General features: G+C 63.0%; 23 protein-coding genes. 14 read left to right on the forward strand and 9 right to left on the reverse strand.

Features of this window, described 5'->3' with window-relative positions; all coding sequences use genetic code 11:
• The first annotated feature begins 239 nt into the window (after positions 1 to 239).
• From ACTRWG_RS00495 to ACTRWG_RS00510, 4 genes are read left to right on the forward strand one after another with little or no spacing between them, the layout of a single operon-like run.
• Positions 240 to 1868, forward strand: a complete 1629-nt coding sequence (locus ACTRWG_RS00495) for a L,D-transpeptidase family protein (protein WP_027237595.1) — start codon at positions 240 to 242, stop codon at positions 1866 to 1868.
• A 39-nt stretch (positions 1869 to 1907) separates the two neighbouring features.
• Positions 1908 to 2981, forward strand: a complete 1074-nt coding sequence (gene lpxD, locus ACTRWG_RS00500; protein WP_462828818.1) for a UDP-3-O-(3-hydroxymyristoyl)glucosamine N-acyltransferase — start codon at positions 1908 to 1910, stop codon at positions 2979 to 2981.
• A gap of 48 nt (positions 2982 to 3029) precedes the next feature.
• A complete protein-coding gene (locus tag ACTRWG_RS00505; RefSeq protein WP_027237597.1) occupies positions 3030 to 3287 on the forward strand; it encodes an acyl carrier protein in 258 nt (85 codons plus the stop codon).
• 8 nt (positions 3288 to 3295) lie between these two features.
• On the forward strand, positions 3296 to 4504 hold the full coding sequence (locus tag ACTRWG_RS00510) for a beta-ketoacyl-[acyl-carrier-protein] synthase family protein (RefSeq protein ID WP_259969526.1): 1209 nt from the start codon (positions 3296 to 3298) through the stop codon (positions 4502 to 4504).
• Between the two features lie 71 nt (positions 4505 to 4575).
• Here the strand turns inward: ACTRWG_RS00510 and ACTRWG_RS00515 are convergent, their stop codons facing one another.
• Positions 4576 to 5226, reverse strand: a complete 651-nt coding sequence (locus ACTRWG_RS00515) for an invasion associated locus B family protein (protein ID WP_027237599.1) — start codon at positions 5224 to 5226, stop codon at positions 4576 to 4578.
• A 496-nt stretch (positions 5227 to 5722) separates the two neighbouring features.
• Here ACTRWG_RS00515 and ACTRWG_RS00520 point away from each other — a divergent pair, with 496 nt between their 5' ends.
• The gene (locus ACTRWG_RS00520; RefSeq protein ID WP_027237600.1) at positions 5723 to 7267 is read left to right on the forward strand and encodes a helicase HerA-like domain-containing protein; all 1545 of its coding nucleotides are present in this window, start codon (positions 5723 to 5725) and stop codon (positions 7265 to 7267) included.
• On the opposite strand, the gene ACTRWG_RS00525 is transcribed toward ACTRWG_RS00520, so the two are convergent.
• From ACTRWG_RS00525 to ACTRWG_RS00550, 6 genes are all read right to left on the reverse strand, one after another.
• Positions 7254 to 7931 carry a DUF2306 domain-containing protein gene (locus ACTRWG_RS00525; protein WP_027237601.1) on the reverse strand — a complete coding sequence of 226 codons (678 nt, stop codon included), beginning with the start codon at positions 7929 to 7931 and terminating at the stop codon, positions 7254 to 7256. The genes ACTRWG_RS00520 and ACTRWG_RS00525 overlap by 14 nt on opposite strands.
• Before the next feature lie 23 nt (positions 7932 to 7954).
• Positions 7955 to 9277, reverse strand: a complete 1323-nt coding sequence (locus tag ACTRWG_RS00530; RefSeq protein ID WP_462828820.1) for a branched-chain amino acid ABC transporter permease — start codon at positions 9275 to 9277, stop codon at positions 7955 to 7957.
• Entirely contained in the window at positions 9274 to 10284 is a 1011-nt protein-coding gene (locus tag ACTRWG_RS00535; RefSeq protein WP_027237603.1) for a branched-chain amino acid ABC transporter permease, read from the reverse strand. Before ACTRWG_RS00535 ends, ACTRWG_RS00530 begins: the two co-directional genes overlap by 4 nt.
• A 3-nt stretch (positions 10285 to 10287) precedes the next feature.
• Positions 10288 to 11118, reverse strand: a complete 831-nt coding sequence (locus tag ACTRWG_RS00540) for an ABC transporter ATP-binding protein (RefSeq protein ID WP_260004084.1) — start codon at positions 11116 to 11118, stop codon at positions 10288 to 10290.
• A complete protein-coding gene (locus tag ACTRWG_RS00545) occupies positions 11115 to 11903 on the reverse strand; it encodes an ABC transporter ATP-binding protein (RefSeq protein WP_462828821.1) in 789 nt (262 codons plus the stop codon). The genes ACTRWG_RS00540 and ACTRWG_RS00545 overlap by 4 nt, the downstream gene beginning before the upstream one ends.
• A 99-nt stretch (positions 11904 to 12002) precedes the next feature.
• Complete coding sequence (locus ACTRWG_RS00550) at positions 12003 to 13196, reverse strand: ABC transporter substrate-binding protein (protein WP_027237607.1); 1194 nt, start codon at positions 13194 to 13196, stop codon at positions 12003 to 12005.
• 189 nt (positions 13197 to 13385) lie between these two features.
• Here ACTRWG_RS00550 and ACTRWG_RS00555 point away from each other — a divergent pair, with 189 nt between their 5' ends.
• The gene (locus tag ACTRWG_RS00555) at positions 13386 to 14489 is read left to right on the forward strand and encodes a PQQ-dependent sugar dehydrogenase (protein WP_027237608.1); all 1104 of its coding nucleotides are present in this window, start codon (positions 13386 to 13388) and stop codon (positions 14487 to 14489) included.
• A gap of 20 nt (positions 14490 to 14509) precedes the next feature.
• Here the strand turns inward: ACTRWG_RS00555 and ACTRWG_RS00560 are convergent, their stop codons facing one another.
• Positions 14510 to 15514, reverse strand: coding sequence for a GlxA family transcriptional regulator (locus ACTRWG_RS00560; RefSeq protein ID WP_027237609.1), 1005 nt, complete (start codon positions 15512 to 15514; stop codon positions 14510 to 14512).
• 181 nt (positions 15515 to 15695) lie between these two features.
• Here ACTRWG_RS00560 and ACTRWG_RS00565 point away from each other — a divergent pair, with 181 nt between their 5' ends.
• On the forward strand, positions 15696 to 17066 hold the full coding sequence (locus ACTRWG_RS00565; protein WP_027237610.1) for a class II 3-deoxy-7-phosphoheptulonate synthase: 1371 nt from the start codon (positions 15696 to 15698) through the stop codon (positions 17064 to 17066).
• Between the two features lie 141 nt (positions 17067 to 17207).
• Here the strand turns inward: ACTRWG_RS00565 and ACTRWG_RS00570 are convergent, their stop codons facing one another.
• Complete coding sequence (locus ACTRWG_RS00570; RefSeq protein WP_027237611.1) at positions 17208 to 18059, reverse strand: PAS domain-containing protein; 852 nt, start codon at positions 18057 to 18059, stop codon at positions 17208 to 17210.
• Positions 18060 to 18297: 238 nt separating this feature from the next.
• On the opposite strand from ACTRWG_RS00570, the gene ACTRWG_RS00575 reads away from it, so the two are divergent.
• The 7 genes from ACTRWG_RS00575 (at position 18298) to pstA (ending at position 25701) form a co-directional block, all read left to right on the forward strand.
• Entirely contained in the window at positions 18298 to 19194 is an 897-nt protein-coding gene (locus ACTRWG_RS00575; protein ID WP_027237612.1) for a YicC/YloC family endoribonuclease, read from the forward strand.
• A 16-nt stretch (positions 19195 to 19210) separates the two neighbouring features.
• Positions 19211 to 19852 carry a guanylate kinase gene (gene gmk / locus ACTRWG_RS00580; protein ID WP_027237613.1) on the forward strand — a complete coding sequence of 214 codons (642 nt, stop codon included), beginning with the start codon at positions 19211 to 19213 and terminating at the stop codon, positions 19850 to 19852.
• A complete protein-coding gene (locus ACTRWG_RS00585) occupies positions 19849 to 20370 on the forward strand; it encodes a gamma carbonic anhydrase family protein (protein ID WP_027237614.1) in 522 nt (173 codons plus the stop codon). Before gmk ends, ACTRWG_RS00585 begins: the two co-directional genes overlap by 4 nt.
• A 103-nt stretch (positions 20371 to 20473) precedes the next feature.
• Positions 20474 to 21514 carry a sensor histidine kinase gene (locus ACTRWG_RS00590; protein ID WP_027237615.1) on the forward strand — a complete coding sequence of 347 codons (1041 nt, stop codon included), beginning with the start codon at positions 20474 to 20476 and terminating at the stop codon, positions 21512 to 21514.
• A gap of 206 nt (positions 21515 to 21720) precedes the next feature.
• Positions 21721 to 22761, forward strand: a complete 1041-nt coding sequence (locus ACTRWG_RS00595) for a substrate-binding domain-containing protein (RefSeq protein ID WP_027237616.1) — start codon at positions 21721 to 21723, stop codon at positions 22759 to 22761.
• Positions 22762 to 22870: 109 nt separating this feature from the next.
• Positions 22871 to 24343 (forward strand): phosphate ABC transporter permease subunit PstC, encoded by a 1473-nt coding sequence (gene pstC / locus ACTRWG_RS00600; protein WP_462828823.1) that lies wholly within the window; start codon positions 22871 to 22873, stop codon positions 24341 to 24343.
• A complete protein-coding gene (gene pstA / locus ACTRWG_RS00605) occupies positions 24343 to 25701 on the forward strand; it encodes a phosphate ABC transporter permease PstA (protein ID WP_462828824.1) in 1359 nt (452 codons plus the stop codon). Before pstC ends, pstA begins: the two co-directional genes overlap by 1 nt.
• The last annotated feature ends 10 nt before the right edge of the window (positions 25702 to 25711 follow it).

A 25711-nucleotide genomic window follows, 5' to 3' on the forward strand; every position in this document is an offset into this window, starting at 1 on the left:
GTTCCAACATTTCTTTGCCGCACTGTAACGTATGACCGGGTTTTCGGCGATTTCTTGCGCAAAAGGGGAGGGGCATGGAACTTTTCCCCGCGACTGTTGCAGGCGGGTTTCATAGACGCGGCAACGGTGCATCAGGGTTAACTTTTCGCGATTGTGAGTGGACAACGCAGGCTGGCATTTACCAGAATTTCAGATAGGCACTGCCAAAATTGGAAAAACGGCACAAGGACCGGAAATTTATGACGCGCGCATCCGCTGGATATTTTTTGCCGGGGCTCAAGGCAGGGCTTTTCGCCCTGGCGCTGGGAGGCCTGGCCGCCGGAACCATTGCCGGCGCCGCGCAGGCAGACATACCGGCGGCATTCCGTCAGGCTGTGGCAGAGGCGGCCTCCACCGATGACGCGGTTGCCAGATTCTACCGGGAGAGCGGCTACCAGGCGATCTGGACCGGCCCGGATGAGGCATCGCGCCAGCGCCGCAGCGCGCTGCTGGCCGCATTGAACGAAACCCGCGCCCACGGGCTGCCGGACCGCTCCGCAGAAGTCAGCAGGCTGGTGCAGCTGATGCGGCAGGCCCGCACCACCCGCGATTTCGGCATGGCCGAGGCGGCGCTGAGCAAGGCGCTGGTGGACTATGCCACCGATCTGCAAACCGGGCTGCTGGTGCCCTCGCGGATTGATGACGGCTTGGTGCGCAAGAAACATACCGTGGATGGCGCCAGTTTCCTGGCCGGGATCCGTGACACCCAGCCCTATGCCTTTATGCGCAGCCTGGTTCCGGCGTCTCCGCAATACCGTGGTTTGATGCGCGAAAAACTGCGTCTAGAACAGGTTCTGGCTGCCGGCGGCTGGGGACCTGCGGTGCAGGCCAAGAAGCTGGAACCGGGCGATCAGGGCCCGGCAGTCATCGCCCTGCGCAACAGGCTGATGGCGATGGGCTATCTGCAGCGCAGCGCCGCGCGCAGCTATGACGCCGCGCTGGAGCAGGCGGTGCAGCGCTTCCAGGCCGATCACGGGCTGGAAACCGACGGTGTGGCTGGCGCCGGCACCCTGGCAGAAGTCAACAAGCCGGTCAGCAGCCGCCTTAAATCGGTGATCGTCGCGATGGAGCGGGAGCGCTGGCTGACCCCGGACCGGGGCGAGCGCCATATCCTGGTCAACCAGACCGATTTCACCGCCAAGATCGTCGACAATGGCGACGTGACCTTTGAAACCCGCTCGGTGATCGGCAAGAACACCCACGACCGCCGCAGCCCAGAATTCTCCGACGAGATGGAGCATATGGTGATCAATCCGAGCTGGTACGTGCCGCGCTCGATCATCACCAAGGAATACCTGCCCAAGCTGCGGAACAACCCCAACGCTGTCGGCCATATCCAGATCACCGACCGCCGCGGCCGGGTGGTGAACCGCGGCTCGGCCGACTTCTCGCAGTATACCGCGCGGAACTTCCCCTATTCCATGCGCCAGCCTCCCAGCCGCAGCAATGCGCTGGGTCTGGTCAAGTTCATGTTCCCGAACAAATACAACATCTATCTGCACGACACCCCGCAGAAGAGCCTGTTTGCACGCGAAGTGCGCGCCTTCTCGCATGGCTGTATCCGTCTGGCGCAGCCGTTTGAGTTTGCCTATGCGCTGCTGGCGCGCCAGACTGAGGATCCAAAGGCCTTCTTCCACCGCATCCTGAACAGCGGCCGGGAAACCAAGGTCGATCTGGAGCAGAAGGTGCCGGTGCACATCATCTACCGGACAGCGGTCGTGTCGAGCAAAGGCCGTGCGGAATTCCGCCGCGATGTCTATGGCCGCGACGCCAAGATCTGGGCGGCACTGGAACGGGCAGGGGTGGTGCTGCCCAGCGTTCAAGGGTAAATACCGGGCCCATACAGGATTATTCTGAAAGGGCCTGCCATGTTCACAATCCGCCAGATCGCCGAGTCCCTGGGCGCTGAAGCCCAGGGCGACCTGGACCTGCAGATCGCAGGCGCGGCTGAACCGCAGGATGCCGAAGCCGGCCAGATTGCCATGGCGATGGCGCCGAAATACGCGGACGGCCTGCAGGCAGGCAATGCGCAGGCCGCCGTGCTGTGGGAAGGCGCGGACTGGCAGTCCTACGGTCTCAAGGCTGCGATCTTTGCCCCGCGCCCGCGGATGACCATGGCGGGGGTGACCGCCATGCTGGACTGCGGGCAGGGGTTCCCCTCCGGCATCCACCCCTCCGCCGTCGTCGATCCCAGCGCCGAGCTGGGCGAGGGCGTCTCTGTGGGGCCGCTGACGGTTGTTGCAGCCGGAGCGAAGATCGGCGCGCGCTCGGTCATCGGCCCGCACTGCTATATCGGTGCGGATGCGGTGATTGGCGCGGATGCCCAGCTGCGCGAGATGGTCTCCATCGGCGCCCGCGCCGCGATCGGCGACCGCTTCCGCGCCCAGCCAGGCGCGCGGGTCGGCGGTGACGGGTTCTCCTATGTGACACCGGAAGTGTCGGGCGCCGAAAACGTCCGCAAGACGCTGGGCGATCAGGGCGAGGCCAAGGCGCAATCCTGGGCACGCATTCATTCGCTGGGCGCTGTCACCATCGGCGATGATGTGGAGCTCGGCTCCAACTGCACCATCGACAACGGCACCATCCGCGACACCGTGATCGGCAACGGCACCAAGCTCGACAACCTGGTTCACGTCGGCCACAACACCCGCGTCGGCAACGACTGCCTGTTGTGCGGCCAGACCGGGATCTCCGGGTCGGTGGACATTGGCAACAATGTTGTGCTGGGCGGCCAGGCCGGTGTGGTCGACAATATCTTTATCGGCGACGGCGTGATCGCCGGCGGCGGCACCAAGATTCTGTCGAATGTGCCCGCAGGCCGGGTGATCATGGGCTACCCCGGCGTCAAGATGGAGACCCACACTGAGATGTATAAGGCACAGCGCCGCCTGCCGCGGCTGATGCGTGACATCGAATTGTTAAAAAAGGCTGTTTTCAAGTAACGGCCGAATACCTACATCAGCCTCAGGCAGAATATCAGGGATCCCTACATGAGCACGCAGGACAAGGTCATTGCAATCATTGCCGAACAGGCGGTTCTGGAGCCTTCGGATGTGACCCTCGACAGCACCCTGGAGGATCTTGGCATCGACAGCCTGGGGCTGGTTGAAAGCATCTTTGCGATCGAGGAGGAGTTCGACATTTCGATTCCCTTCAACGCCAATGAGCCTGGGAAAAGCGATTTCGACATCTCCAATGTGGCGGCCATCGTCGCGGGCATCGACAAGCTGATACTGGAAAAGGCGTAAGCCCTCTTATGAAGCGCGTTGTCATTACCGGGGCCGGGACCATCAATGCATTGGGTCACTCGGTGCCCGCCACGCTGGAGGCCATGCGCGAAGGCCGCTGCGGCATCGGGGAGCTGGAATTCCGCGATGTGGAGCGGCTGTCGATCCGGATCGGCGGCCAGGTTCGCGGGTTCGAGGCCGAAGGCCGGTTCAACCGCCAGCAGATGAGCCTTTATGACCGCTTTACCCAATTTACTCTGACCGCGGCCAAGGAAGCGATTGAGCAGTCCGGGCTGGAGTTTCATGGCGAGCTGTCGGCCAAGGCCGGCGTCGTTCTGGGCAACTCCGGCGGCGGCATGCAGACGCTGGATGAGAACTACCGCAGCGTTTACGAGGACGGCAAGAACCGGGTGCATCCCTTTGTGGTGCCCAAGCTGATGAACAATGCTGCGGCCGGCCATGTGTCGATGCAGTTCAACCTCAAGGGGCCCAGCTTTACCGTCTCCACCGCCTGCGCGTCCTCTAACCATGCGATGGCGCAGGCGTTTCAGATGGTGCGTTCGGGTATGAGCCCGGTGATGATCACCGGCGGCTCGGAATCGATGCTGTGTTTTGGCGGTGTTAAGGCCTGGGAGGGGTTGCGGGTGATGTCCAAGGACGCCTGCCGCCCGTTCAGCGCCAACCGCAACGGCATGGTGCAGGGCGAAGGCGCCGGTGTTTTCGTGTTCGAGGAATATGACCACGCCAAAGCGCGCGGAGCGGAGATCCTGTGCGAGGTTATCGGTTTCGCAATGTCCTCTGACGCTGCCGACATTGTCATGCCCAGCAAGCAGGGCGCCGCGCGGGCCATTTCGGGGGCGCTGCAGGATGCCCGCGTCAGCGCGTCCGAGGTTGGCTATATCAACGCGCATGGCACCGGAACGGCGGCCAATGACAAAACCGAATGCGCCGCGGTGGCGGATGTGTTCGGCCCCCAGGCGGACAATCTGATGATCTCCTCCACCAAATCCATGCACGGCCACCTGATCGGCGGCACCGGCGCGGTGGAACTGCTGGCCTGCATCATGGCACTGCGCGACGGGGTGATTGCTCCGACCATCGGCTATGAGGAACCGGATCCTGAATGCAATCTGGATGTGGTCCCGAACGAGGCGCGCGAGGCACGGGTTGAGGTGGCTCTGTCGAATGCCTTTGCGTTTGGCGGGCTGAACGCGGTGCTGGCCCTGCGCAGGGTCTGAGGCCCGCAAACGAAAACGCCGCGGCCCTGGGGGGCACGCGGCGTTTCCGTTTTTCAGGCGGGTGTCAGGCGTTACTGCTTGACCACGTCCACCACGTCATAACCGGCGGTGAAGCCGCTCAGCGACAGCTTCATTTCCACCACCTGATCCGGGGCCGGCGCCGGGCGCAGCGACAGGGTCGCTGCCTTACCCTTTTTAAAGGCGTCGATATCGCCTTGGGTCAGGCCGATTTGCGCCACGCAGCCCAGCTGGTTGCAGAAGGAATAATTGTAGCGCTTGGCCGGTGCGCCGTCGATCGAGATGGTCAGCGCCGCCGGCAGCAGGGTTTCCAGCGGCACGATCACGGTGGCGCCGGCAACAGCCTGGCCGCCCTGCTGATCAATCCGGAACAGTGACACCTCGGCAATCGGGTTGCCCTGCGGGCCGGACAGAATTTGCAGCAGCGAGCAAGGGTCGGTCTCGCCTTCGGTCTTAATGCAGGCCAGATCCCAATCGCCGTGCTTCTCTTTGGAATAGCGCTGGCCCAGCTGCGGGTCTGTGTTGACCGGTTCGCCAAGATCAAGAATATCGTCCGCGGTCGATTCCGCCTTCTCGCCTTGCTCAGCCTGTTCTGCGGTTTCCGCCCCGGCGGTCTCCTCTTCCGCCGCCGTTTCCTGCGCTGCCAGCGGTGCGGTCATGGCCAGCAGTGCGGCCAGCGTGATCGGGGTCAGGGACTTCAACATGAATGCCTCATTTTTCTACAGACGCTGCTTTCGCGTGTAACACGCTGCCCGGGCAGTGTCAGGTCAATATCAAACGATCAGCGGGGAATTCCGCCCAGACCGTTTCAACCGTGGAAGTTGCTGAATAAGAACAAAAAAGGGAACCCGCTGGTTCCCTTTTTCGTATTTGCGTCTCCCCGTCGGACTGGCCGACTTAGTTATTGCGTAGGACGTTACGAAAGGGCTGGCCATCGGTCAACATGCAAGTTCAAAAAAATGCAGTTCGGCCCTGGTTTGACGGAAATAGCCCGGAATTGCGGGACCTTGCGGAGCCGGCTGCCTGATTTCCAGGCAGTTACGCCAAAAAGAAGGCCGTGCACAAGGCACGGCCAGTCTGACAGGGAGGAAATGTCCGCCACGGCAACCGCAAGTGCAGGGGCGGGCAAGATTGACTATCGCACCGAAAAGTTAAGTTTGTATTGTTATCCACAGGCAAAAAAGCGGACAGGGGACAGGTATGACTGAACAGGTGTTTCTGGGCGGCGGCGGCGAGGATTACGGCACGCCGCAGGGGCTGGCCTTAAAATATGCCAACCGCCACGGGCTGATCGCCGGCGCGACCGGCACCGGCAAGACGGTGACACTGCAAATCCTTGCGGAAGGGTTTTCCAATGCCGGCGTGCCGGTGATCCTCTCGGATGTGAAAGGGGACCTGTCAGGTCTGGCCAAACCAGGTTCGGACAGCCACAAACTGCACGGCGCCTTCACCGCCCGTGCGGACAAGATCGGCTTTGCTGATTACGGCTATCACGCCTGTCCGGTTGCCTTTTGGGACCTTTATGGCGAGCAGGGCCACCCGGTGCGCACGACGGTGGCCGAAATGGGCCCGTTGCTGCTGGCGCGCCTGCTGGAGCTGAGCGAGGCGCAGGAGGGCATCCTGAACATTGCGTTCCGGCTGGCCGACGAAGAAGGGCTGCCGCTGTTGGATCTAAAGGACCTGCAGGCGCTGCTGGTCTGGATCGGGGAAAACCGCAGCGAGCTGTCCCTGCGTTACGGCAACGTCTCCACGGCGTCGATCGGGGCGATTCAGCGCCGCCTGCTGGTGCTGGAGAACCAGGGCGGCGCGGGCCTGTTCGGGGAGCCAGCCCTGGCGCTGAGCGACCTGATGCGCTGCGATGCATCCGGTAAGGGCATGGTCAACATCCTGGCCGCGGATAAGCTGATGGCGGCGCCGGGGCTTTATTCGACGTTTCTGCTCTGGCTCCTCAGCGAGCTGTTCGAAGAACTGCCGGAGGTCGGCGACCCGGACAAGCCGCGGCTGGTCTTCTTCTTTGACGAGGCGCATTTGCTGTTCGATGACGCCCCCAAGGCATTGATCGACAAGGTGGAGCAGGTGGCCCGGCTGATCCGCTCCAAAGGCGTGGGGGTCTATTTCATCACCCAGAACCCGGCTGACGTGCCGGAGGATATCCTGGGCCAGCTTGGCAACCGCATACAGCACGCCTTGCGTGCCTTTACCGCCAAGGACCGCAAGAACCTTCGGCTGGCCGCCGAAACCTACCGCGAGAACCCGCGCTTCCCGACCGAGGAGGCCATCCGCGAGGTGGGCGTGGGCGAGGCAGTCACCTCGATGCTGCAAAAGAAGGGGGTGCCCGGCGTGGTGGAGCGGACGCTGATCCGGCCGCCCAGTTCCCAGCTGGGCCCGATCACGCAACAAGAGCGGGCGGCCATTCTGAAAGCGTCCGATATGGCGGGTAAATACGACACGCCCCTGGACCGCCGCTCGGCCTATGAGATCCTGGCCCAGCGGGCGCAAACAGCCGCGCAGGAGGCCGAAACCTCAGAAGCCGAGGCCGAAGAGTCGCCGCAACCGATGGCACGGGAATTCAACGCCGCCCGCCGTTATTCAGGGTCCCGGGTCAGCCGCTCCACGTCGCGCACGTCCCGCCAGAAAGACACCTTTACCTCGGCGATGTCCGAAGTGGTGATCAAGGAGCTGAAGGGCACCACCGGCCGCCGCATTGTTCGCGGCATCCTTGGCAGCTTGTTCAGGGGGCGCTAGGGCGCCGTCTCAGCATAAGCTCCAGCAGCAACAGCCAGGGCAGGTAAAAGCCTGCATTCATAAAGAGATCAAACCCGCCGGTGAACTGCGGGTTTGATGCCGCGCCGCCGGTGGCCAGCACCCACAGGCCGTATTGAACACGGTACAGCCAGGACCCCATCGCAAGGACCAGCAGCCGCAGCGCCCACCGCCGGTGGCGGACGGTTTGCCCCTGCCGCGCCAGCCGTGCGGTTTGAATGGCCGCGGCCAGCAGCAACAGGCCATAGACCGCAAACCCTGCGTCCATCGGCCAGCCGCCAATCGTGCCCTGCCAGGCTGTGAACGCAAGCCCGCCCGCCGCCGTCACGCAGGCGGCCAGGACAAGCAGGCGGCCAAGCCATCTGTGCAGCCCGGGCAGGCGCCCGCTGAGGCCCAACCCCAGCTGCAGCGGCACCAGGACAGGCAGCACGGCCCCGATCAGCATGTGCACAGAGATGGCCGCATTGGACCAAACCGCGCCCGGAATGAACAGGTAGGTATCTCTCTTCGCACTGCCGCCCAGGCCCTCGATCCCGAACACAGCGGCATAATAGCTGAAAGGCGCAGCCAGCAGCGCCAATACAACAAGGGCCGCAGCTTTCGCCGCGGCCCCTTTTGCTGTTTTCTTTTGCAGGCTGTGTTGCACGAGAGCTATCCCAAAGCCGTTGCCTATTTCTCCGGGATCAGGCCCCGCGGGCTGAACCTCAGCACCAGAAGCAGGATCAGGCCCATTGTGAACAGCCGCATGTGCGAAGCGCTTTCCATCAGGTGCGCCTTCAGCGCGCTGCCCTCGGCCATGCCAGAGGTCACCAGCTCCATCAGCAGGATACCCATCGGCTCCACCTTGATCCAGAAGAACCAGATCAGCATGCCGCCCAGAACCGCGCCAAAGTTGTTGCCGGAGCCGCCGACGATCACCATCACCCAGATTAGGAAGGTGAACCGCAGCGGGTTGTAGGTGCCCGGCGTCAGCTGGCTGTCCAGGGTGGTCATCATGGCACCGGCGATGCCGCAGATGGCGGAGCCCAGCACGAAGATCTGCAGGTGGCGGCGGGTCACATCCTTGCCCATCGCCTCGGCCGCGGTTTCATTGTCGCGGATCGCGCGCATCATCCGGCCCCAGGGGCTTTTGAGCGCCATCTGCGCCATCCACAGCAGCGCCAGCAGCACCACGGTGAACATCAGCGCATAGCCTGCCTTGACGTAAACGGTCGACGCGGTGACCGGGTCCATGCCCCAGCTGGCGGCCCGTTCAACAAAGGACGGATCGTTCTGCAGATCCACCTCATAGGGCAGCGGGCGGGGCAGGCCGACCACGTTCTTGACGCCCCGCGACAGCCAGTCTTCGTTCTTGAGCACCGCGATGATGATCTCGGCAATACCCAGTGTGGCAATCGCCAGATAATCCGAGCGCAGGCCCAGGGCGGTCTTGCCGATCAGCCAGGCGGCACCAGCCGCCAGCAGGCCACCAGCGGGCCAGGCCAGCAGCACCGGCAGGCCCAGGCCGCCGATATTACCCTGCAGCGCCGGGTTGATCGCCTCGACCGAGCTCACCGCCGGATCGAAGATGGCCCGGTAAAAGAAGAAGCCGGCGACCAGGACAGCCAGCAGCACCAGCGTTCTGAATTTGCCCGCTGGCATATTCTTGGTGATCATCACCGCGGCCACGATTGTCATCGCACCCATGACCAAGGCCATTACGATGCTGACGCCGCCCGACGACCAGGCCGCCGGGATCACCGGCGTCGAGGTCAGTACCACCGCCAGCCCGCCAAGCGCGGTAAAGCCCATGATGCCGACGTTGAACAACCCGGCAAAGCCCCACTGGATGTTCACCCCGATGGCCATGATGGCCGAGATCAGCCCCATGTTGAGGATCACCAGCGCCGAGTTCCAAGAGCCGGAGAAGAACAGGAAGTCGGTCATGCCTTCAGCCAGGATCATCACGCCGACAAAGACGAAAAGAAGGGTATGTTTCATGGTGTCGGTCATACCGCTTTCCCTTTGAAAAGGCCGGTGGGCTTGAACAGGAGGACAACAATCAGGATCGCGAAGGAAACCGCGAACTTGTAGTCTGTGCTGAGGAGCTGAACCAGCCCGTCAGGCGCCAGGCTGTCCGGCAGGCCGTAGGTCAGGACCTTTTTCCAGGCATAGGTGATCGTCACCTCGGAGAAGGCGATGATGAACCCGCCCGCAATCGCGCCGATCGGGTTGCCGAGGCCGCCCACGATGGCAGAGGCAAAGATCGGCAGCAGCAGCTGGAAATAGGTGAACGGCTTGAACGATTTGTCGAGGCCGTAGAGCACGCCCGCAATGGTCGCCAGAGCCGCCACGATCATCCAAGTGTACATCACCACGCGTTCCGGGTTGATGCCCGACAGCAGCGCCAGATCCTCGTTATCCGAATAGGCGCGCATGGATTTGCCGGTTCGGGTCTTGTTCAGGAACCAGAACAGCACCGCCACCACGATGATCGCGGTAATCACGGTGATGCCTTGGGTGGTCTTGATCGCCAGGCCTTCGTTCAGGCCGGTCATCTGCTTGAAAGTGCGCGCCTTAATGATGAAGCGCTCGCCGTCGGAAAACCGCTGATCGCCGGGGCCGATGATGAAACGCACGATGCCGTTCATCATGAACATCACACCCAGAGAGACCATCACGAAGATCACCGGCTTCGCCTTTTGCTGGCGGTAGAACCGGTAGACGGTCTTGTCGGTCAGCAGCGCCAGGCCGATAGTTCCCAGAATGCCAAAGGGCAAGGCCAGCAGCGCCGTCGGCAGCGGGCCTGCACCGATCCCCATCGACTGGAACAGCCAGGTAATCAGAATCGTGACCATCGCGCCGAACGCCATGGTGTCTCCATGGGCAAAATTCGAGAACCGCAGGATCCCGTAGATCAGCGTCACCCCCAGCGCGCCAAGCGCCAGCTGGCTGCCATAGGCCAGCCCGGGGACAATAACAAAGTTGGTAAGCGCCACGAGGGCGTTGAGAAGATCCATCTATCAGCCCCCCAGGAAAGATTTGCGTACTTCGGGATCGGCAAGCAGCTCCTTGCCGGTGCCGGTATAGGCATTGCGCCCCTGCACCAGGACATAGCCTTTGTCTGCGATCTCAAGCGCTTGCTTGGCGTTCTGCTCTACCATCAGGATCGGCAGCCCGGTGCGGGCGACCTCGATGATGCGGTCGAACAGTTCATCCATCACGATGGGGGAGACGCCGGCCGTCGGCTCGTCCAGCATCAGAACCTTGGGCTTGGTCATCAGCGCGCGGCCCACGGCCACCTGCTGGCGCTGGCCGCCGGACAGCTCACCGGCCGGCTGGTTGCGCTTGTCGCGCAGGATCGGGAACAGATCATAAACCTGCTCCATCGTGTCCCGGAAATCATCCGTGCGGATAAAGGCGCCCATCTCCAGGTTCTCTTCCACCGTCATCGAGGTGAAGATGTTGCTGGTCTGGGGCACAAACCCCATGCCCTTGACCACGCGGTCCTGGGGGCTGAGCAGGGTGATGTCCTCGCCGTCCAGCCGGACGGAGCCGGAGCGCACGTTCAGCATCCCGAACACCGCCTTCATTGCGGTTGACTTGCCTGCGCCGTTGGGGCCGACGATCACCGCGATCTCGCCCTTGTCGACGGCGATAGTGCAGTCATGCAGGATGTCCGGACCCTTGCCGTAGCCGCCGGTCATGGTGTCGCCGATCAGGAAAGGGCCGCCATCGACCTTATGCGTGGGGCCGCTCTTTAGATGGGCCGGCTGCATCGTGCCCACGCCTTTCAGGTTGGTGATCGAGGCGTCCTTGTTGCCGTGATCGTCCTGGTAGGGGTTGTCGCTCATGCGTCCGCCTCCAGTTTGCCCTTGTTTTTCAGGCCGGTGCCCAGATAAGCCTCGATCACATGCTCGTTTGCCTTGATCTCGTCCAGGGTGCCCTCGGCCAGCTTCTTGCCTTCGGCCATACAGATCACCGGGTCGCACAGGCGGCCGATGAATTCCATGTCGTGCTCGATGACGACAAAGGTATAGCCGCGCTCCTCGTTCAGGCGCTTGATCGCGTCGGCAATGGTATAGAGCAGGGTGCGGTTCACCCCGGCGCCGACCTCATCCAGGAAGACGATCTTGGCATCCACCATCATGGTGCGGCCCAGTTCCAGCAGCTTCTTCTGGCCGCCGGACACCTGGCCTGCTTTCAGGTCCGCGATGTGGCTGATGGTCAGGAATTCCAGCACCTCGTCGGCCTTGGCCCGCAGCGCGCGTTCCTCGTCTGCAATCCGCTTGCGGCCGAACCAGGTGTTCCACAGCGTCTCGCCCGATTGCGCGCCGGGCACCATCATCAGGTTTTCCCGGCAGGTCATCGAGGAAAATTCATGCGCGATCTGGAAGGTGCGCAAGAGGCCCTTGTGGAACAGCTCATGCGGCGGCAGGCCGGTAATGTCCTCACCGTCCATGGTGACCCGGCCTGAAGTCGGCTCCAGCACGCCTGCGATAACGTTGAAAAGTGTGGTCTTTCCGGCCCCGTTCGGGCCGATCAAACCGGTTATGGACCCCTTAGCGATTTCCAGCGAAGCGCCATCCACCGCGTGGAACCCGCCGAAGTGCTTATGCAAGTCCTCGACGACGATCATGTCATTTCATCCCCTGCCGCAGTTTGTGCGGCGTTTTTAATTTGGAACAGCCCGGGCAAAACCCGGGCTGTTCTTTTTTGGTTGCTTTTCCGATAGTTATCAGCGGAAGCGAAGGGTTTCGTTCTTGCCGTCCTTCACTTCGATCTCGCGGTAGGAGCCTGCGCTCTCACCCGGGCCGATCAGCTCAACGCCAGTTGCGCCCTGATAGTCGATCTCACCGCCTTCGGCGAGGATTTCAAGCGCCTTGCCCAGTTCACCCGGGTTGATCGGCTCGCCCGGGGCGTTGGCCACGTCCAGGATCTTGCCGACGTAATCCGCCGGGTTGGTGGAGTTGGCAGCCTGCATCGCCAGCAGGAACAGCGCCGCAGCGTCATAGGATTCGGACGCATAGGCGGAGGTGCCGTCAAAGCCGCGCTCTTTCGCCATTTCGGCAAAGATTTCCGCGCCCTTGCTGTCGGAGCCTGCGATCTGGCCAAAGGAGCCGTCCAGGTCCGGGCCGACGTTCTGCGGCAGGGTGTCGCCGATCATGCCGCCGGGCAGGCCAAAGGTGTCAAACGCACCGGAATCCAGCGCGCCCTGAATGATACCCAGGCCGCCCTGGTCCAGATAGCCCGCAACCACCAGAATGTCGCCGCCGGCCGATGCCAGCGCGCCGACTTCAGCAGAATAGTCGCCTTTGCCGTCTTCATGCGCGGTCACGATGGTGACTTCGCCGCCAACTTCCTCAAACGAGGTCTTGATCGCGTCCGCCAGTCCCTTGCCATAGTCGTTGTTGGTGTAGGTCAGGGCGATCGAGTTGATGCCGCGCTCTTTCAGGATCTCGGCCATCACCTGGCCTTCGCGCGCGTCAGACGGCGAGGTGCGGAAGAACAGGCCGTTGTCTTCCATGGACGACAGGCCGGGCGAGGTTGCGGAGGGCGAGATCATCACCATGCCGTTCGGAATTGCCACGTTCTGCAGGATGGCGCCCGTCACGCCGGAGCAATCGCCGCCGATGATGCCGTTCACGCCCTCAGCCACCAGCTTTTCGCCGTTTGCCACGGCCAGGCCGTTGTCGATACAGCCGGTGTCAGCACGGACCGGGGTCACGGTGGCGCTGTCCAGCAGCTTGCCCGATTTGGTGACTTCTTCCATGGCCAGTTCGGCGCCGTCGCCCATTGCCGGGGCCAGCGATTCAATCGGGCCGGTGAAGCCGAACAGCACGCCCAGTTTCACTTCCTTCGCATGGCCGCCAGCAAATGCGGTGCCAGCCGTCAGCGCAGCGGCCGCGGTGGCCATCAGCAGTTTTTTCATTTGAGAACTCCCATTGTTGGAACAAAAATGTTCACATCGGACCCTAGGCAAGCCGGTTGAAAAAGAAAAGTCTTATTGAACCGGAACAATTTTCCTCGGGCCGCTTGTTTCGCGCTGCTCCTCCTCTTGATCCCCGGATGCAGCGCCGGCGTGGATTTACCGTGGAATCAGCAGAAGGAAAAGACCTCAATGTTACAGCTGCTTCGCCCCGTGACGCTTGCCCTGGCGCTGATGACGGTTTTCACGGCGGCACCCGCGGAAACGCTCTCCAGCAGCCAGGGCGCGCTCCGCGTCACCCGGATCGCGGCGGGGTTTGATGTGCCCTGGGCGATTGCGTTTCTGCCGGATGGCGGCCTTTTGGTGACAGAGCGGGACGGCCGGCTTTTTTATGTGCGCGACGGGCAAAAGCAGCGCGTCAGCGGCACGCCGGCAGTGGCAGCCGAGGGGCAGGGCGGGCTGCTGGATGTGATGGTGCCGCGCGACTTTGCCCGCAGCCGCGAGATATTCCTGACCTACGCCAAGCGCCAGGGGCGCGGGGCTGGCACCGCCTTGGCTGTCGGCAAGCTCAGCCGGGACAATTCCCGGCTGACGAATGTCAGACTGCTGTTCGAGGCCGCGCCCGGGTCCCGCGGCGGGCGGCATTTCGGCTCCCGCGTGGTGGAAGCGCGGGACGGCACCTTGTTTGTCTCGCTGGGGGAGCGCGGCGACCGGCCCAGCGCCCAGAACCTGCGGCTACACCAGGGATCGGTGGTGCGGATCAACCGCGACGGCACGGTGCCAGTCAGTAACCCATTCACAAAGACCGAAGGCGCTCAGCCGGAAATCTGGTCCTTCGGGCACCGCAACCCGCAGGGCATGGCGCTGGACTTGCAAGGCAACCTGTGGGTCGCTGAACACGGCGCCAAAGGCGGCGATGAGGTGAACAGGGTCCGCAAAGGGGCCAACTACGGCTGGCCGGTGATTTCCTACGGCCGCCATTACTCAGGCGCGCGGATCGGAGAGGGCACCGCGAAACCCGGCATGGAGCAGCCGCAGTGGTACTGGGACCCCTCCATGGCGCCGTCCGGTATGATGATCTATTCCGGCCGGATGTGGCCGGAGTGGCGCGGTGACATCTTTGTCGGCTCACTCAAGTTCGACTATATCTCGCGGCTTTCCGGAGCGCCGCTGCAGGAGGTAGAGCAGTTGCAAAGCAGCGAAACGGGCCGCATCCGCGACGTGCAGGAAGCGCCAGATGGCAGCATCTGGTTCGCCTCGGAAACGGAGGGGGCCATTTTCAGGCTGTCCCGCTGAACGGAACAGCCAGCCGCAGGTCAGAGTTTGTAATGCGCCGCCTTGCTGCCGCGCTCGCGGTACGGCGTGGTGTCGTAATGCGCGCGGTAGCATTTGGAGAAATGCGACGGCGAGGCAAAGCCGCAGGCCAGCGCCACGTTGATCACGCTCATATCGGTTTGCATCAAGAGGTTGCGCGCCTTCTGCAGCCGAAGCTCCATGTAATAGCGTTTGGGTGAGCGGTTCAGGTAACGGCGGAACAGCCGCTCCAGCTGGCGGGTGGACATGCCCACATCCTGCGCCAGCACCGAGGGGCTGATCGGCTCTTCGATGTTGGCTTCCATCATCTGGATGACCATCGACAGCTTGGGGTGGCGCACGCCGATGCGGGTCGGGATCGACAGCCGCTGGGTGTCCTGGTCGGTGCGGATCGAGGAATAGATCAGCTGGTCCGCCACCGCATTGGCCAGTTCCTCGCCGTGATCGTTTGCAATCAGCTTGAGCATCAGGTCGATTGACGAGGTGCCGCCGGCGGTAGACACACGGTTGCCGTCGATCACAAATACCGATTTGGTCAGGTCCACCTCGTCGAATTCCTCGGCAAAGCTGTCTGCGTTTTCCCAGTGGATGGTGGCCCGTTTTCCATCCAGCAGTCCGGCCTTGGCCATGGTATAAGAGGCCGTGCACAACCCGCCCACAACCAGCCCTTTGCGGGCTTCGCGGCGCAGCCAGGCCAGCAGCTTTTTGGTGGTGGCCTCCTGCACGTCGATGCCGGAGCACAGCATCAGCACATCATCGCGGCGCAGTTCCGTCAAATCGCCATCCAGCTGGAACGTGGTGCCGGCCGAACAGGTTACGGTCTCGCCGCCTTCGCCGATCAGGGTCCAGGAATAAGTGTTTTCGCCATTCATCCGGTTGGCGATCCGCAGGCACTCGACTGCCGATGCAAAGGACAGCATCGTGAACTTGTCGAGCAGCACAAAGACGAACCTCTTCGGCTGGCCGGCTTCATTTCCAGAATCAGCAGGCTTGCGTGACGTCTGCATGGCGGGGGTCCTTCAAGAAACAATTCGGGCCGCGGGAGCACGCTCCGCGGCAGGTCAGAAAACCGTGTTCACAGGATGGACGCCGGGTCAAGTAGGCGCAATTCTAAACTGGCCTCCAAGGGACGGATTTTGTATAGAGCTTCCAACAATTTCTAAAGTCCTCTGATGCGGAGAAAAAGTCATGAGCGAATGGCAAAAATCGGACTGGCGCAACAAGCCGCGGGTTCAGATGCCGGACTACACGGATGCGGCAGCGCTGAACGCTGTCGAGGCTCAGCTTTCCAAGTTTCCTCCGCTGGTCTTTGCCGGTGAGGCGCGCCGCCTCAAGCAGCATCTGGGCGCTGCCGGCCGCGGCGAGGCGTTCCTGCTGCAGGGCGGCGATTGTGCCGAAAGCTTCGACCAGTTCAGCGCGGATGCGATCCGCGACACCTTCAAGGTGATGCTGCAGATGGCGATGGTGCTGACCTATGGGGCTAAGGTGCCGGTGGTGAAGGTGGGCCGCATGGCCGGCCAGTTCGCCAAACCGCGCAGCGCGCCGACCGAAACCATCGACGGCGTCGAACTGCCCAGCTACCGCGGCGACATCATCAACGAGCTCGCCTTCACACCGGCCGCCCGCATCCCCGATCCCAGCAAGATGCTGCAGGCCTACACCCAAGCCGCGGCCACGCTAAACCTGCTGCGCGCCTTCTCCACCGGAGGTTTTGCCGACATGAGCCGGGTGCACTCCTGGACCCTGGGCTTCACCGATGAACAGGAAGTCCAGAAATACAGCGAGATTGCGACCCGCATTCAGGACACCATCGACTTCATGGGCGCTGCGGGTATCACCGCCGAAACTACCCATGAGTTCTCCACCGTGGAATTCTACACCAGCCACGAAGGCCTGCTGCTGGAGTATGAAGAGGCGCTGACCCGCCTGGATTCGACCTCTGGCAAATGGCTGGCAGGCTCCGGCCACATGATCTGGATCGGCGACCGCACCCGCCAGCCGGACGGCGCCCATGTGGAGTTCTGCCGCGGCGTGCTGAACCCGATCGGGCTCAAGTGCGGCCCGACCACCACCGCCGAGGACCTGAAGGTGCTGATGTCGCGCCTGAACCCCGAGAACGAAGAGGGCAAGCTGACCCTGATCGCCCGCTTCGGCGCTGGTAAGGCGGGGGAGCATCTGCCGCGGCTGGTCAAGGCGGTGAAGGAAGAGGGTGCCAATGTCACCTGGGTCTGCGACCCGATGCATGGCAACACCATCAAGTCCTCCACCGGCTACAAGACCCGCCCCTTCGACAGCGTTCTGCGCGAAGTGCGCGACTTCTTCGGCATCCACAAGGCGGAGGGCACCGTGCCCGGCGGCGTGCATTTCGAGATGACCGGCCAGGACGTGACCGAATGCACCGGCGGTGTCCGCGCCGTGACCGAAGAGGATCTGAGCGACCGTTACCACACCGCCTGCGATCCGCGCCTGAACGCCAGCCAGTCGCTGGAACTGGCCTTCCTGGTGGCAGAGGAGCTGTCCGCCCTGCGCGCCGCTCAAAACGCCCGTCAGGCCGGCTGACACCGGACGGGCCGCGGGTTCGCGGCCGGTCTGCAAGGCTCGGCACAGAAAAAGGCGCCCCGGGGGTTCTCCCTCGGGGCGCAGTCAATTCAAGTGCTATGACCTTGTACTTGAATGAAAACAGCTATGCAGTGCGGCCTGTCAGTCGCGGCTGACCACCAGGCGCAGGTGCGGCGCGCCCTTGCGCTTGGCTGGGGCTTCTGCGGGCGTCTCAGCCGGTGCTGCGGGCCTCGACACCCGGCTGCGGTCCAGCAGCGCCTTGGCCTCGTCCAGAATGGACCGCTCCGGCTTGAACCGGGCCTGTGTTTCGGCAAAGCCCGGATTGGGCTGATTCACGTCGCGGCGCTCTTCCTTGGCGGCAGGCGTGCCAGCAGGCGCGGGGGCTTCGGGCCGCGGCTTGGCCTTGAACCCGGCAGTGCCCGGGGCTTTGGCGACCGCGCGCATTTCGATCGAGGAGATCGAGAACCGCTGCGAAGTGGCCGTGTCGCCCTCATCCGCCACCAGAACACCCAGAACCCGGCTGATATCGCCCAGATCGCTCCGAAGCGGCAGCATCAGCATGCGGGCTTCGCGCGGGGTGCGCAGGCGCGGCGCTTCGATCTGCAGCTCCAGCTCCACGATTGCGGGCGTGTCGAACATATGCTCCATCGCCGAGCTCAGCTGCTTGCGCGCGTCGGTGGTGAAGAAGGCGGTGATCGGCATGCCGCGCACTTCCATACCGGCCATGTCGTTCACCGTAGAACCGGCCAGGCGGAAGCGGGCGATGCCCGGTGCGATCCGCTCCAGAATAAAGGTGTGGCTCAGGATGTTTTCCAGCCCGCGCGGGTCAATCTGCGACCGGCTCGGCACATCATCGCCGCGGCGCAGTGCCGTCCAATAGGCCTCCGCCTGGCGCAGCGGCGACAGCGGCCCGCCCTTGCGGAACCGGTTCATGGAAACAACCTTGTCCTGTCTATTCGTCGTTCCGGTACCGCTGCGGCTGCCAAAAATCATTTCATTTCCCCTTCAACCCCGGCGCGCCTTGCGTCTCCTTCAGCCAGCGGCTGCGTTAACACTTAGGGCCGGAATGGTTACCCTGAAGTTAAGATGACACAATCTAATTCAAATTTGGACTACTTCTTTAAGCAATGGTTAACGCGCAGGGGTAGGGGCGTTTATGCGATTGCGCTTGCACCCTATACTTTCGAGACAGTAGAGCTGACCAACCACCAGCGACGAGAGGGCCTTTCCCATGACCATCCGCAGCATGACCGCCTTTGCCTCGGCGCAGGGCAGCACCGGGCAGCACAGCTGGAGCTGGGAGCTCCGCTCGGTCAATGCCAAGGGGCTGGACATCCGGCTGCGGGTGCCGGATTGGCTGGAAGGCCTTGAAAACCATATCCGTACGGTTCTGTCCAAGGCGCTGGCGCGGGGCAATGTGTCATTGACGCTGCGGGTATCCAGGACCGAAGACAGTGCCGCGCAGGTGCAGATAAACACGGCGGTCCTGCAGTCGGTGATCAAGGCCTTGGGCGAGGCGCAGTCTATCGCCCAGCAGAACAGGGTCGGCATCCGCCCGGCCTCTGCGGCGGAGGTGCTGGGCTTCAAGGGCGTGCTGGAGCAGGCCGCAATCGACGACGACCCGGCGCCGCTGGTCAATGCACTGAGTAAGGAACTGGACACACTTGTGGCGGAATTCGTTCAGATGCGCGAGGCCGAGGGCGCCGCGCTGGCCGTAATTCTTAACGGCCAGCTGGAGCAGGTCGCTTCACTGACGGCCCAAGCGGGCGCCCGCGCCGACGAGCGCAAGGTGAAGATGGCCGAAACCTTCAAGGCCAATCTGGCCCGGGTGCTGGACAACGCCGACGGCGCCGACCCGGACCGGGTGGCGCAGGAACTGGCGCTGATTGCCGTCAAGGCGGACGTCACCGAAGAACTGGACCGCCTCGGCGCCCATGTCGAAGCTGCGCGCGGCCTGCTGGTCAAGGGCGGGGCCGTGGGCCGCAAACTGGACTTCCTGATGCAGGAGTTTAACCGCGAGGCCAACACGCTCTGTTCAAAGGCGCAACACAGTGCCTTGACGGCGGTGGGGCTTGAGCTGAAAACCGTGATCGACCAGATGCGCGAGCAGGTGCAGAACATAGAATAAGACAAGGAGTGCCCAGATGGCGGACCGCCGCGGCCTTTTGATCATCCTCTCATCGCCTTCGGGCGCAGGCAAATCCACCCTGGCCCGCCGCCTGATGGCCTGGGACCCGGGCCTCAAGTTCTCGGTCTCCGCCACCACCCGCGCCCCGCGCCCGGGCGAGGAGCATGGCCGCGAGTATTTCTTCATGTCCGAGGACGAGTTCCGCCAGAAGGTGGCCGAAGGGGGCATGCTGGAGCATGCACACGTCTTCGGCAACTTCTACGGCTCGCCCGCAGGCCCGGTAAAGGACACCATCGAGGCCGGCCAGGACGTGCTGTTCGACGTCGACTGGCAGGGCGAAATCCAGATCCGCAACTCGGACCTGGGCAAGCACGCGCTGTCGATTTTCATCCTGCCGCCCTCGATCCCGGAGCTGCGCCGCCGTCTGGAAACCCGCGCCCAGGACAGCGACGACGTGATCGCGAAACGGATGCAGAAAAGCTGGGATGAGATCAGCCACTGGGGCTATTATGACTATGTGCTGGTCAACGACGACTTGGACCAGACCGAGGCCAAGCTGAAAACCATCGTCGAAGCCGAACGGATGCGCCGGATCCAACAGCCCAAGCTGCAGGAACATGTGCGCGCCTTGCAAACCCAATTCGAGGAACAGTCATGACCCTTTACACACTTGGAGAGGACAAGCCGCAAATTCATGAGGACACCTGGGTCGCCCCTGATGCCAACCTGATCGGCAAGGTGGTGATGGAGGCGGGGTCTTCGGTCTGGTTCGGCGTCACCATCCGCGCCGACCACGAGGAGATCCGCCTCTGCGAAGGCACCAACGTGCAGGAAAACGTGGTGATGCACATTGATGCGGGCTATCCGCTGACCATCGGCAAGAACTGCACCATCGGCCACAAGGCGATGCTGCACGGCTGCACCATCGGCGAGAACACCCTGGTCGGCATGGGCGCCACCATCCTCAACGGCGCCAAGATCGGCAAAAACTGCCTGATCGGCGCCGGCGCGCTGATCACCGAGAACAAGGAAATCCCCGACAACTCCCTGGTCATGGGCAGCCCCGGCAAGGTGGTGCGGGAGGTGGATGCTGCGCTGGCAGAGAAGCTCACCCAAAGCGCGCTCCATTATCAGGACAACATGCGCCGCTTCCGGGCAGAGCTGAAACCGCTGTAAGCGGACCGTGCCGTCCCGGATTTTGCGCTGCCTGAACGGCTGCTGCCACACGCCGTTTACATTGCAGCGCTAGGCAGTCCGGACTCTCATAAACGGGGATCTGATGACGACGGAGCTAATCGACGGATTTCTGGCGGCCATTCCGCTGCCCGCGGTGATGGTGGACCAGACAGAGCGCTTCATTGCGGTGAATGACGACGCCGCGACGCTGCTGGGGCAGGGGGTAAAGGGGCGCCATTTCGCCACCATCCTGCGCCAGCCCAGCGTCGCCGCCGCCATCGAAGGGTGCCTGCGCGACCGCAATCCGCGTGTCGCCAAACATCTTGCCAATGACGGCGCCCAGGACACCACATTCGCCGTCACCCTGCGCTATGTGCCCGGCATTGGTGCGGTCGGCGGCGGCGCGGTGCTGGCCTGTTTCGACGACGTCACCGAGCGCGAGCAGGCGGGTCAGATGCGCCGCGATTTTGTCGCCAATGTCAGCCACGAGCTGCGCACGCCGCTGACCGCGCTGATCGGCTTCATCGAAACCCTGCGCGGCCCGGCCCGGGAGGACGCGCAGGCCCGCGACCGTTTCCTGACCATCATGGAGGGCGAGGCCAGCCGGATGAACCGCCTGGTGGGCGACCTCCTGTCCCTGAACCGGGTCGAAAGCGAAGAGCGGGTGCGGCCCAAGCAGACGGTCGATCTGACCGGCCATCTGGCTTCGACTCTCAAGACGCTTCAGCCGGTGGCCGAGGCCCGCGGCGTGGCGATGAAACTGGAGGCGCCGGAAGAGGCCGTTTCGGTCACCGGGGATCCCGACCAGCTGCAGCAGGTCTTTACCAATCTGGTTGAAAACGCAGTGAAATACGGCGGCGACGAAGTCCGGGTGGTGCTGAGTCGCTCCGAACGCGACCCGGCGGTGCGTGCCGCCGCCGCCCGCGTTCAGGTGATCGACAACGGGCCGGGAATCGACCCTGTCCACCTGCCGCGCCTGACCGAACGGTTTTACCGCGCCGACAGCCACCGCTCTCGCGAAATGGGCGGCACCGGGCTGGGCCTGGCGATTGTAAAACACATCGTCAACCGCCACCGCGGCCGCTTGCGCGTCGAAAGTGAATTGGGGCAAGGGTCTGTTTTCAAGGTGGTTCTTCCGGAATAACTCCCGCCGCACATCCTGAACGTAAACAACCGCCGCCGGACATTTCCGGCGGCGGCTTGCTGATTCATGACGCATTTTTTGCCGCCCGGACCGGGTTTGTCATGAACCTGTTACACTGGTGTCACAAAAGCCTCATCAGCGGCCTCTAGGTGATGCGCCAAGATCACCGCGGGGTGATCGAACATTGAAAACTCATGGAGACAAAAATGTCCTTTGTGAAACTGACCGCGTCCGCCCTGGCAATTTCCGCCGTTTCTGCCACCGCAGCAGCCGCGCGCGACCAGGTGCAGGTTGCCGGTTCGTCGACCGTTCTGCCCTATGCCTCTATTGTGGCTGAGGCCTTTGGCGAGAACTTCGACTTCCCGACCCCGGTTGTGGAATCCGGCGGCTCCTCCGCGGGCCTCAAGCGGTTCTGCGAGGGTGTGGGCGAAAACACCATCGACGTCGCCAACGCCTCGCGCAAGATCAAGGACAAGGAAATCGCCGCCTGTGCCGAAAACGGCGTGACCGACATCATTGAGGTCCGCATCGGCTATGACGGCATCGTGTTTGCCTCTGACATCAACGCCAACGCGTTTGAATTCACCCCGTCCGACTGGTTCCTGGCGCTGTCCGACAAGATCCTGGTTGACGGTGAGCTGGCAGGCAACCCGAACACCACCTGGGCCGACGTGAACCCGGACTTCCCGGCCGTCGACATCCAGGCCTTCGTTCCGGGCACCAAGCACGGCACGCGCGAAGTTTTCGAAGACAAGGTTATCCTGGCAGGCTGTGAGGAAACCGGCGCCTTTGAAGCCTTCAAGGAGGCCAACGGCGGCGACAAGAAAGCAGCCGAGAAAGCCTGTATCGCCCTGCGCACCGACGGCAAGTCGGTCGACATCGACGGCGACTACACCGAGACCCTGGCCCGGATTGAGTCCAACAAGGACGGCATCGGCGTTTTTGGCCTGGCGTTCTATGAGAACAACACCGACAAGCTGCAGGTTGCCACCATGTCCGGCGTTGTGCCCTCGACCGAGAGCATCGCAACCGGCGAGTACCCGGTCTCCCGCCCGCTGTTCTTCTACGTGAAGAAAGCCCACATCGGCGTGATCCCGGGCCTGAAGGAATATGCTGAATTCTTCGTGGCTGACGAAGTTGCCGGCGAAGACGGCCCGCTGGCCGAATACGGCCTGGTTGCTGATCCGGAACTGGCCGAGACCCAGGAAACCGTTGCAAACGAAGCCGTCATGGGCGGCAACTCCTAAGACGTTGCCCTGATACAAGATTTGCCGGGGCGGATCCTTCTGCCCCGGCGCTGTTTGTCCCGGTCCCCGACGCTGTTTCCCTTTCCGTCACCGCCAAACGGAGCCCTCTATGCCCACTTTCTGGCTCGTTGTTCTCCTGCTTGCTTTGTCCGCAGCGGGTTTCTACCTGGGGCGCAGCCGCGCGCTCAGAACCGCCGGGGGCGATGCAAAAGACCTGCATTCGCTGCCGTCTTATTATGGCTATCACGTTGCGCTGGCCGCATTTGTGCCCGCCATCGCGGTGCTGGCCGTCTGGCTGCTGGCCCAGCCGATGATCATCGAAAACCGCGTCTCAGACATGATCCCGGCCGAGGCTGTGCCGGAAAACACCACCATCGGCCTGGTGATGAGCGACGTGCGCCGGGTTGCCGAGGGGCTGGATCTGGCGGTGGAGCAGGGGCTGCTGACCGCCCGCGACGCCCGCAATGCCGTGGCGGGCGAGCAGGACCTGCGCGGGCTGCTGGGTGAGGTGGGCGTGGCCCTTGGATCTAACGTGCGCCCTGAGGTGCTGGAGGCTGCGCAGGCCTACCGCAATCTGTCCCACACCGGCCGGACCGCCATGACCGCGGTTGTCGCGCTGCTGGCGCTTGGGGGCTTTGGCTGGGCGTACAGCCGCACTCATAAGGACTTCCGCGCCCGCAACGTCGTGGAGCGAGGCGTGCTGGCGCTGCTGATCCTGGCCGCTTCGCTTGCGATCCTGACAACGGTCGGCATTGTCCTTTCGATGCTGTTTGAGACCAAGAACTTCTTCGGCCTGCATAGCTGGACCGATTTCTTCTTCGGCAGCACCTGGGCGCCCAACTTCCGCGGCGACAGCGATCTGTCGATCCTGCCGCTGTTGTGGGGCACGCTTTATATCTCCTTCATCGCGCTGCTGGTGGCGGTGCCGGTTGGCCTGTTTGCCGCCATCTACCTTTCCGAATACGCCAGCAACACGGTTCGCTCTTTCGCCAAGCCGCTGCTGGAGATCCTGGCGGGAATACCGACCATCGTCTACGGCCTGTTTGCGCTGCTGACGGTCGGTCCTGCACTGGCAGACCTGTTTTCCAAAGGCGGGCTGCTGGGGGTCGAATGGATGTCCGGAGCCACCTCTGTTCTGACCGCCGGGCTGGTGATGGGCGTCATGCTGATCCCCTTTGTTTCCTCGCTGTCCGATGACATCATCAACGCGGTGCCGCAGGCCATGCGCGACGGCTCCTTGGGCCTGGGCGCCACCAAGTCCGAAACCGTGCGCCAGGTGGTGATGCCGGCCGCGCTGCCGGGCATCGTCGGCGCGGTGCTGCTGGCCGCGTCGCGCGCCATTGGCGAGACCATGATCGTGGTGATGGGGGCGGGGGCGATTGCCAAGTTCTCCGCCAACCCGCTGGAGTCGATGACCACCATCACCACCCGCATCGTCAGCCAGCTGACCGGCGACACCGACTTTGCCAGCCCCGAAACCCTTGTTGCCTTTGCCTTGGGCTTGACCCTGTTTGTCCTGACCCTCGGCCTGAACGTCTTGGCGCTCTTCATCGTGCGCAAATACCGGGAGCAGTACGAATAATGACTGACCTCAGCCAATCCACCGCAGGCGCTGCGCCCCGCAAACATGGCGGTTCGCTGCTGGAACAGACCCCGCGCACCAAAAAGCGCAACGCCGCCGAAGCGCGCTTTCGCGCCTATGGCATTGCGGCCATCACCGCGGGCCTGATCATGCTGGTGATCCTGGTGACCACCATCGTCGGCAAGGGCACCAGCGCGTTCCAGCAAACCTTTGTCACACTCAATGTGGAACTGCTGGAAAGCAAGCTCGACAAAAAGGGCAACCGCAATATCGAGGACATCAAGAAGGTCACCACCTTCGGCTATGCACCGATCATCAAGGGCGCGATGACCGCCGCGGTTGAGGATCTGGGCATCGAAACCGGCCTCAAACCCAAAGAACTGGCTGGCATCCTGTCCAAGGATGTGGCCGCCCAGCTGCGTGATTATGTGATCGCTAACCCGGGCCAGATCGGCCAGACGGTGGAGTTCCGCTTCCTCGCCTCCAGCCGCGTGGACGGCTACCTGAAGGGCCGCGTCACCCGCGACAGCATCGTCAATGACAAGAACATCTCAGCCGAACAGCTTGATCTTGTTGACGCTTTGGCTGCTGCCGGGGTGCTGGTGAAGACCTTTAACCTCGACTTCATCACCGGCGCCGACGCCTCTGACGCCCGCCCCGAGGCGGCTGGCATTGGCGTGTCGATGCTGGGCTCGCTGTTCATGATGCTGGTGGTGCTGGCTCTGGCGCTGCCGATCGGCGTCGCCGCCTCCATCTATCTGGAGGAGTTCGCGCCGCAGAACTGGCTCACCGACATGATCGAGGTGAACATCTCTAACCTCGCCGCGGTGCCGTCGATTGTTTTCGGCATCCTGGGCCTGGCGGTCTTTATCAACTACATGCACCTGCCGACCTCGGCGCCGCTGGTGGGCGGCCTGGTGCTGACGCTGATGACCCTGCCGACCATCATCATCTCCACCCGTGCCTCGCTGAAATCGGTGCCGCCGTCGATCCGCGACGCCGCATTGGGCGTCGGTGCGTCGAAAATGCAGGCGGTATTCCACCACGTGCTGCCGCTGGCCGCGCCCGGCATCCTGACCGGCACTATCATCGGTCTGGCGCAGGCGCTGGGGGAAACCGCGCCGCTGCTCCTCATCGGCATGGTCGGCTTTATCGCCTCCAACGCGCCGGAGACCCTGGCCGACGGCCTGCTGGCACCGAACTCCGCCATGCCCGCCCAGATTTACGAATGGGCCAAGCGCGCCGATCCGGCCTTCTATGAACGCGCTTGGGGCGGCATCATCATCCTTTTGATCTTCCTGGTGACCATGAACACGCTTGCCGTGATCCTGCGCCGCCGCTTTGAACGCCGCTGGTAAGGGGGCATAG

The organism is Leisingera sp. G5_S3_59_S7 (genome assembly GCF_054968485.1).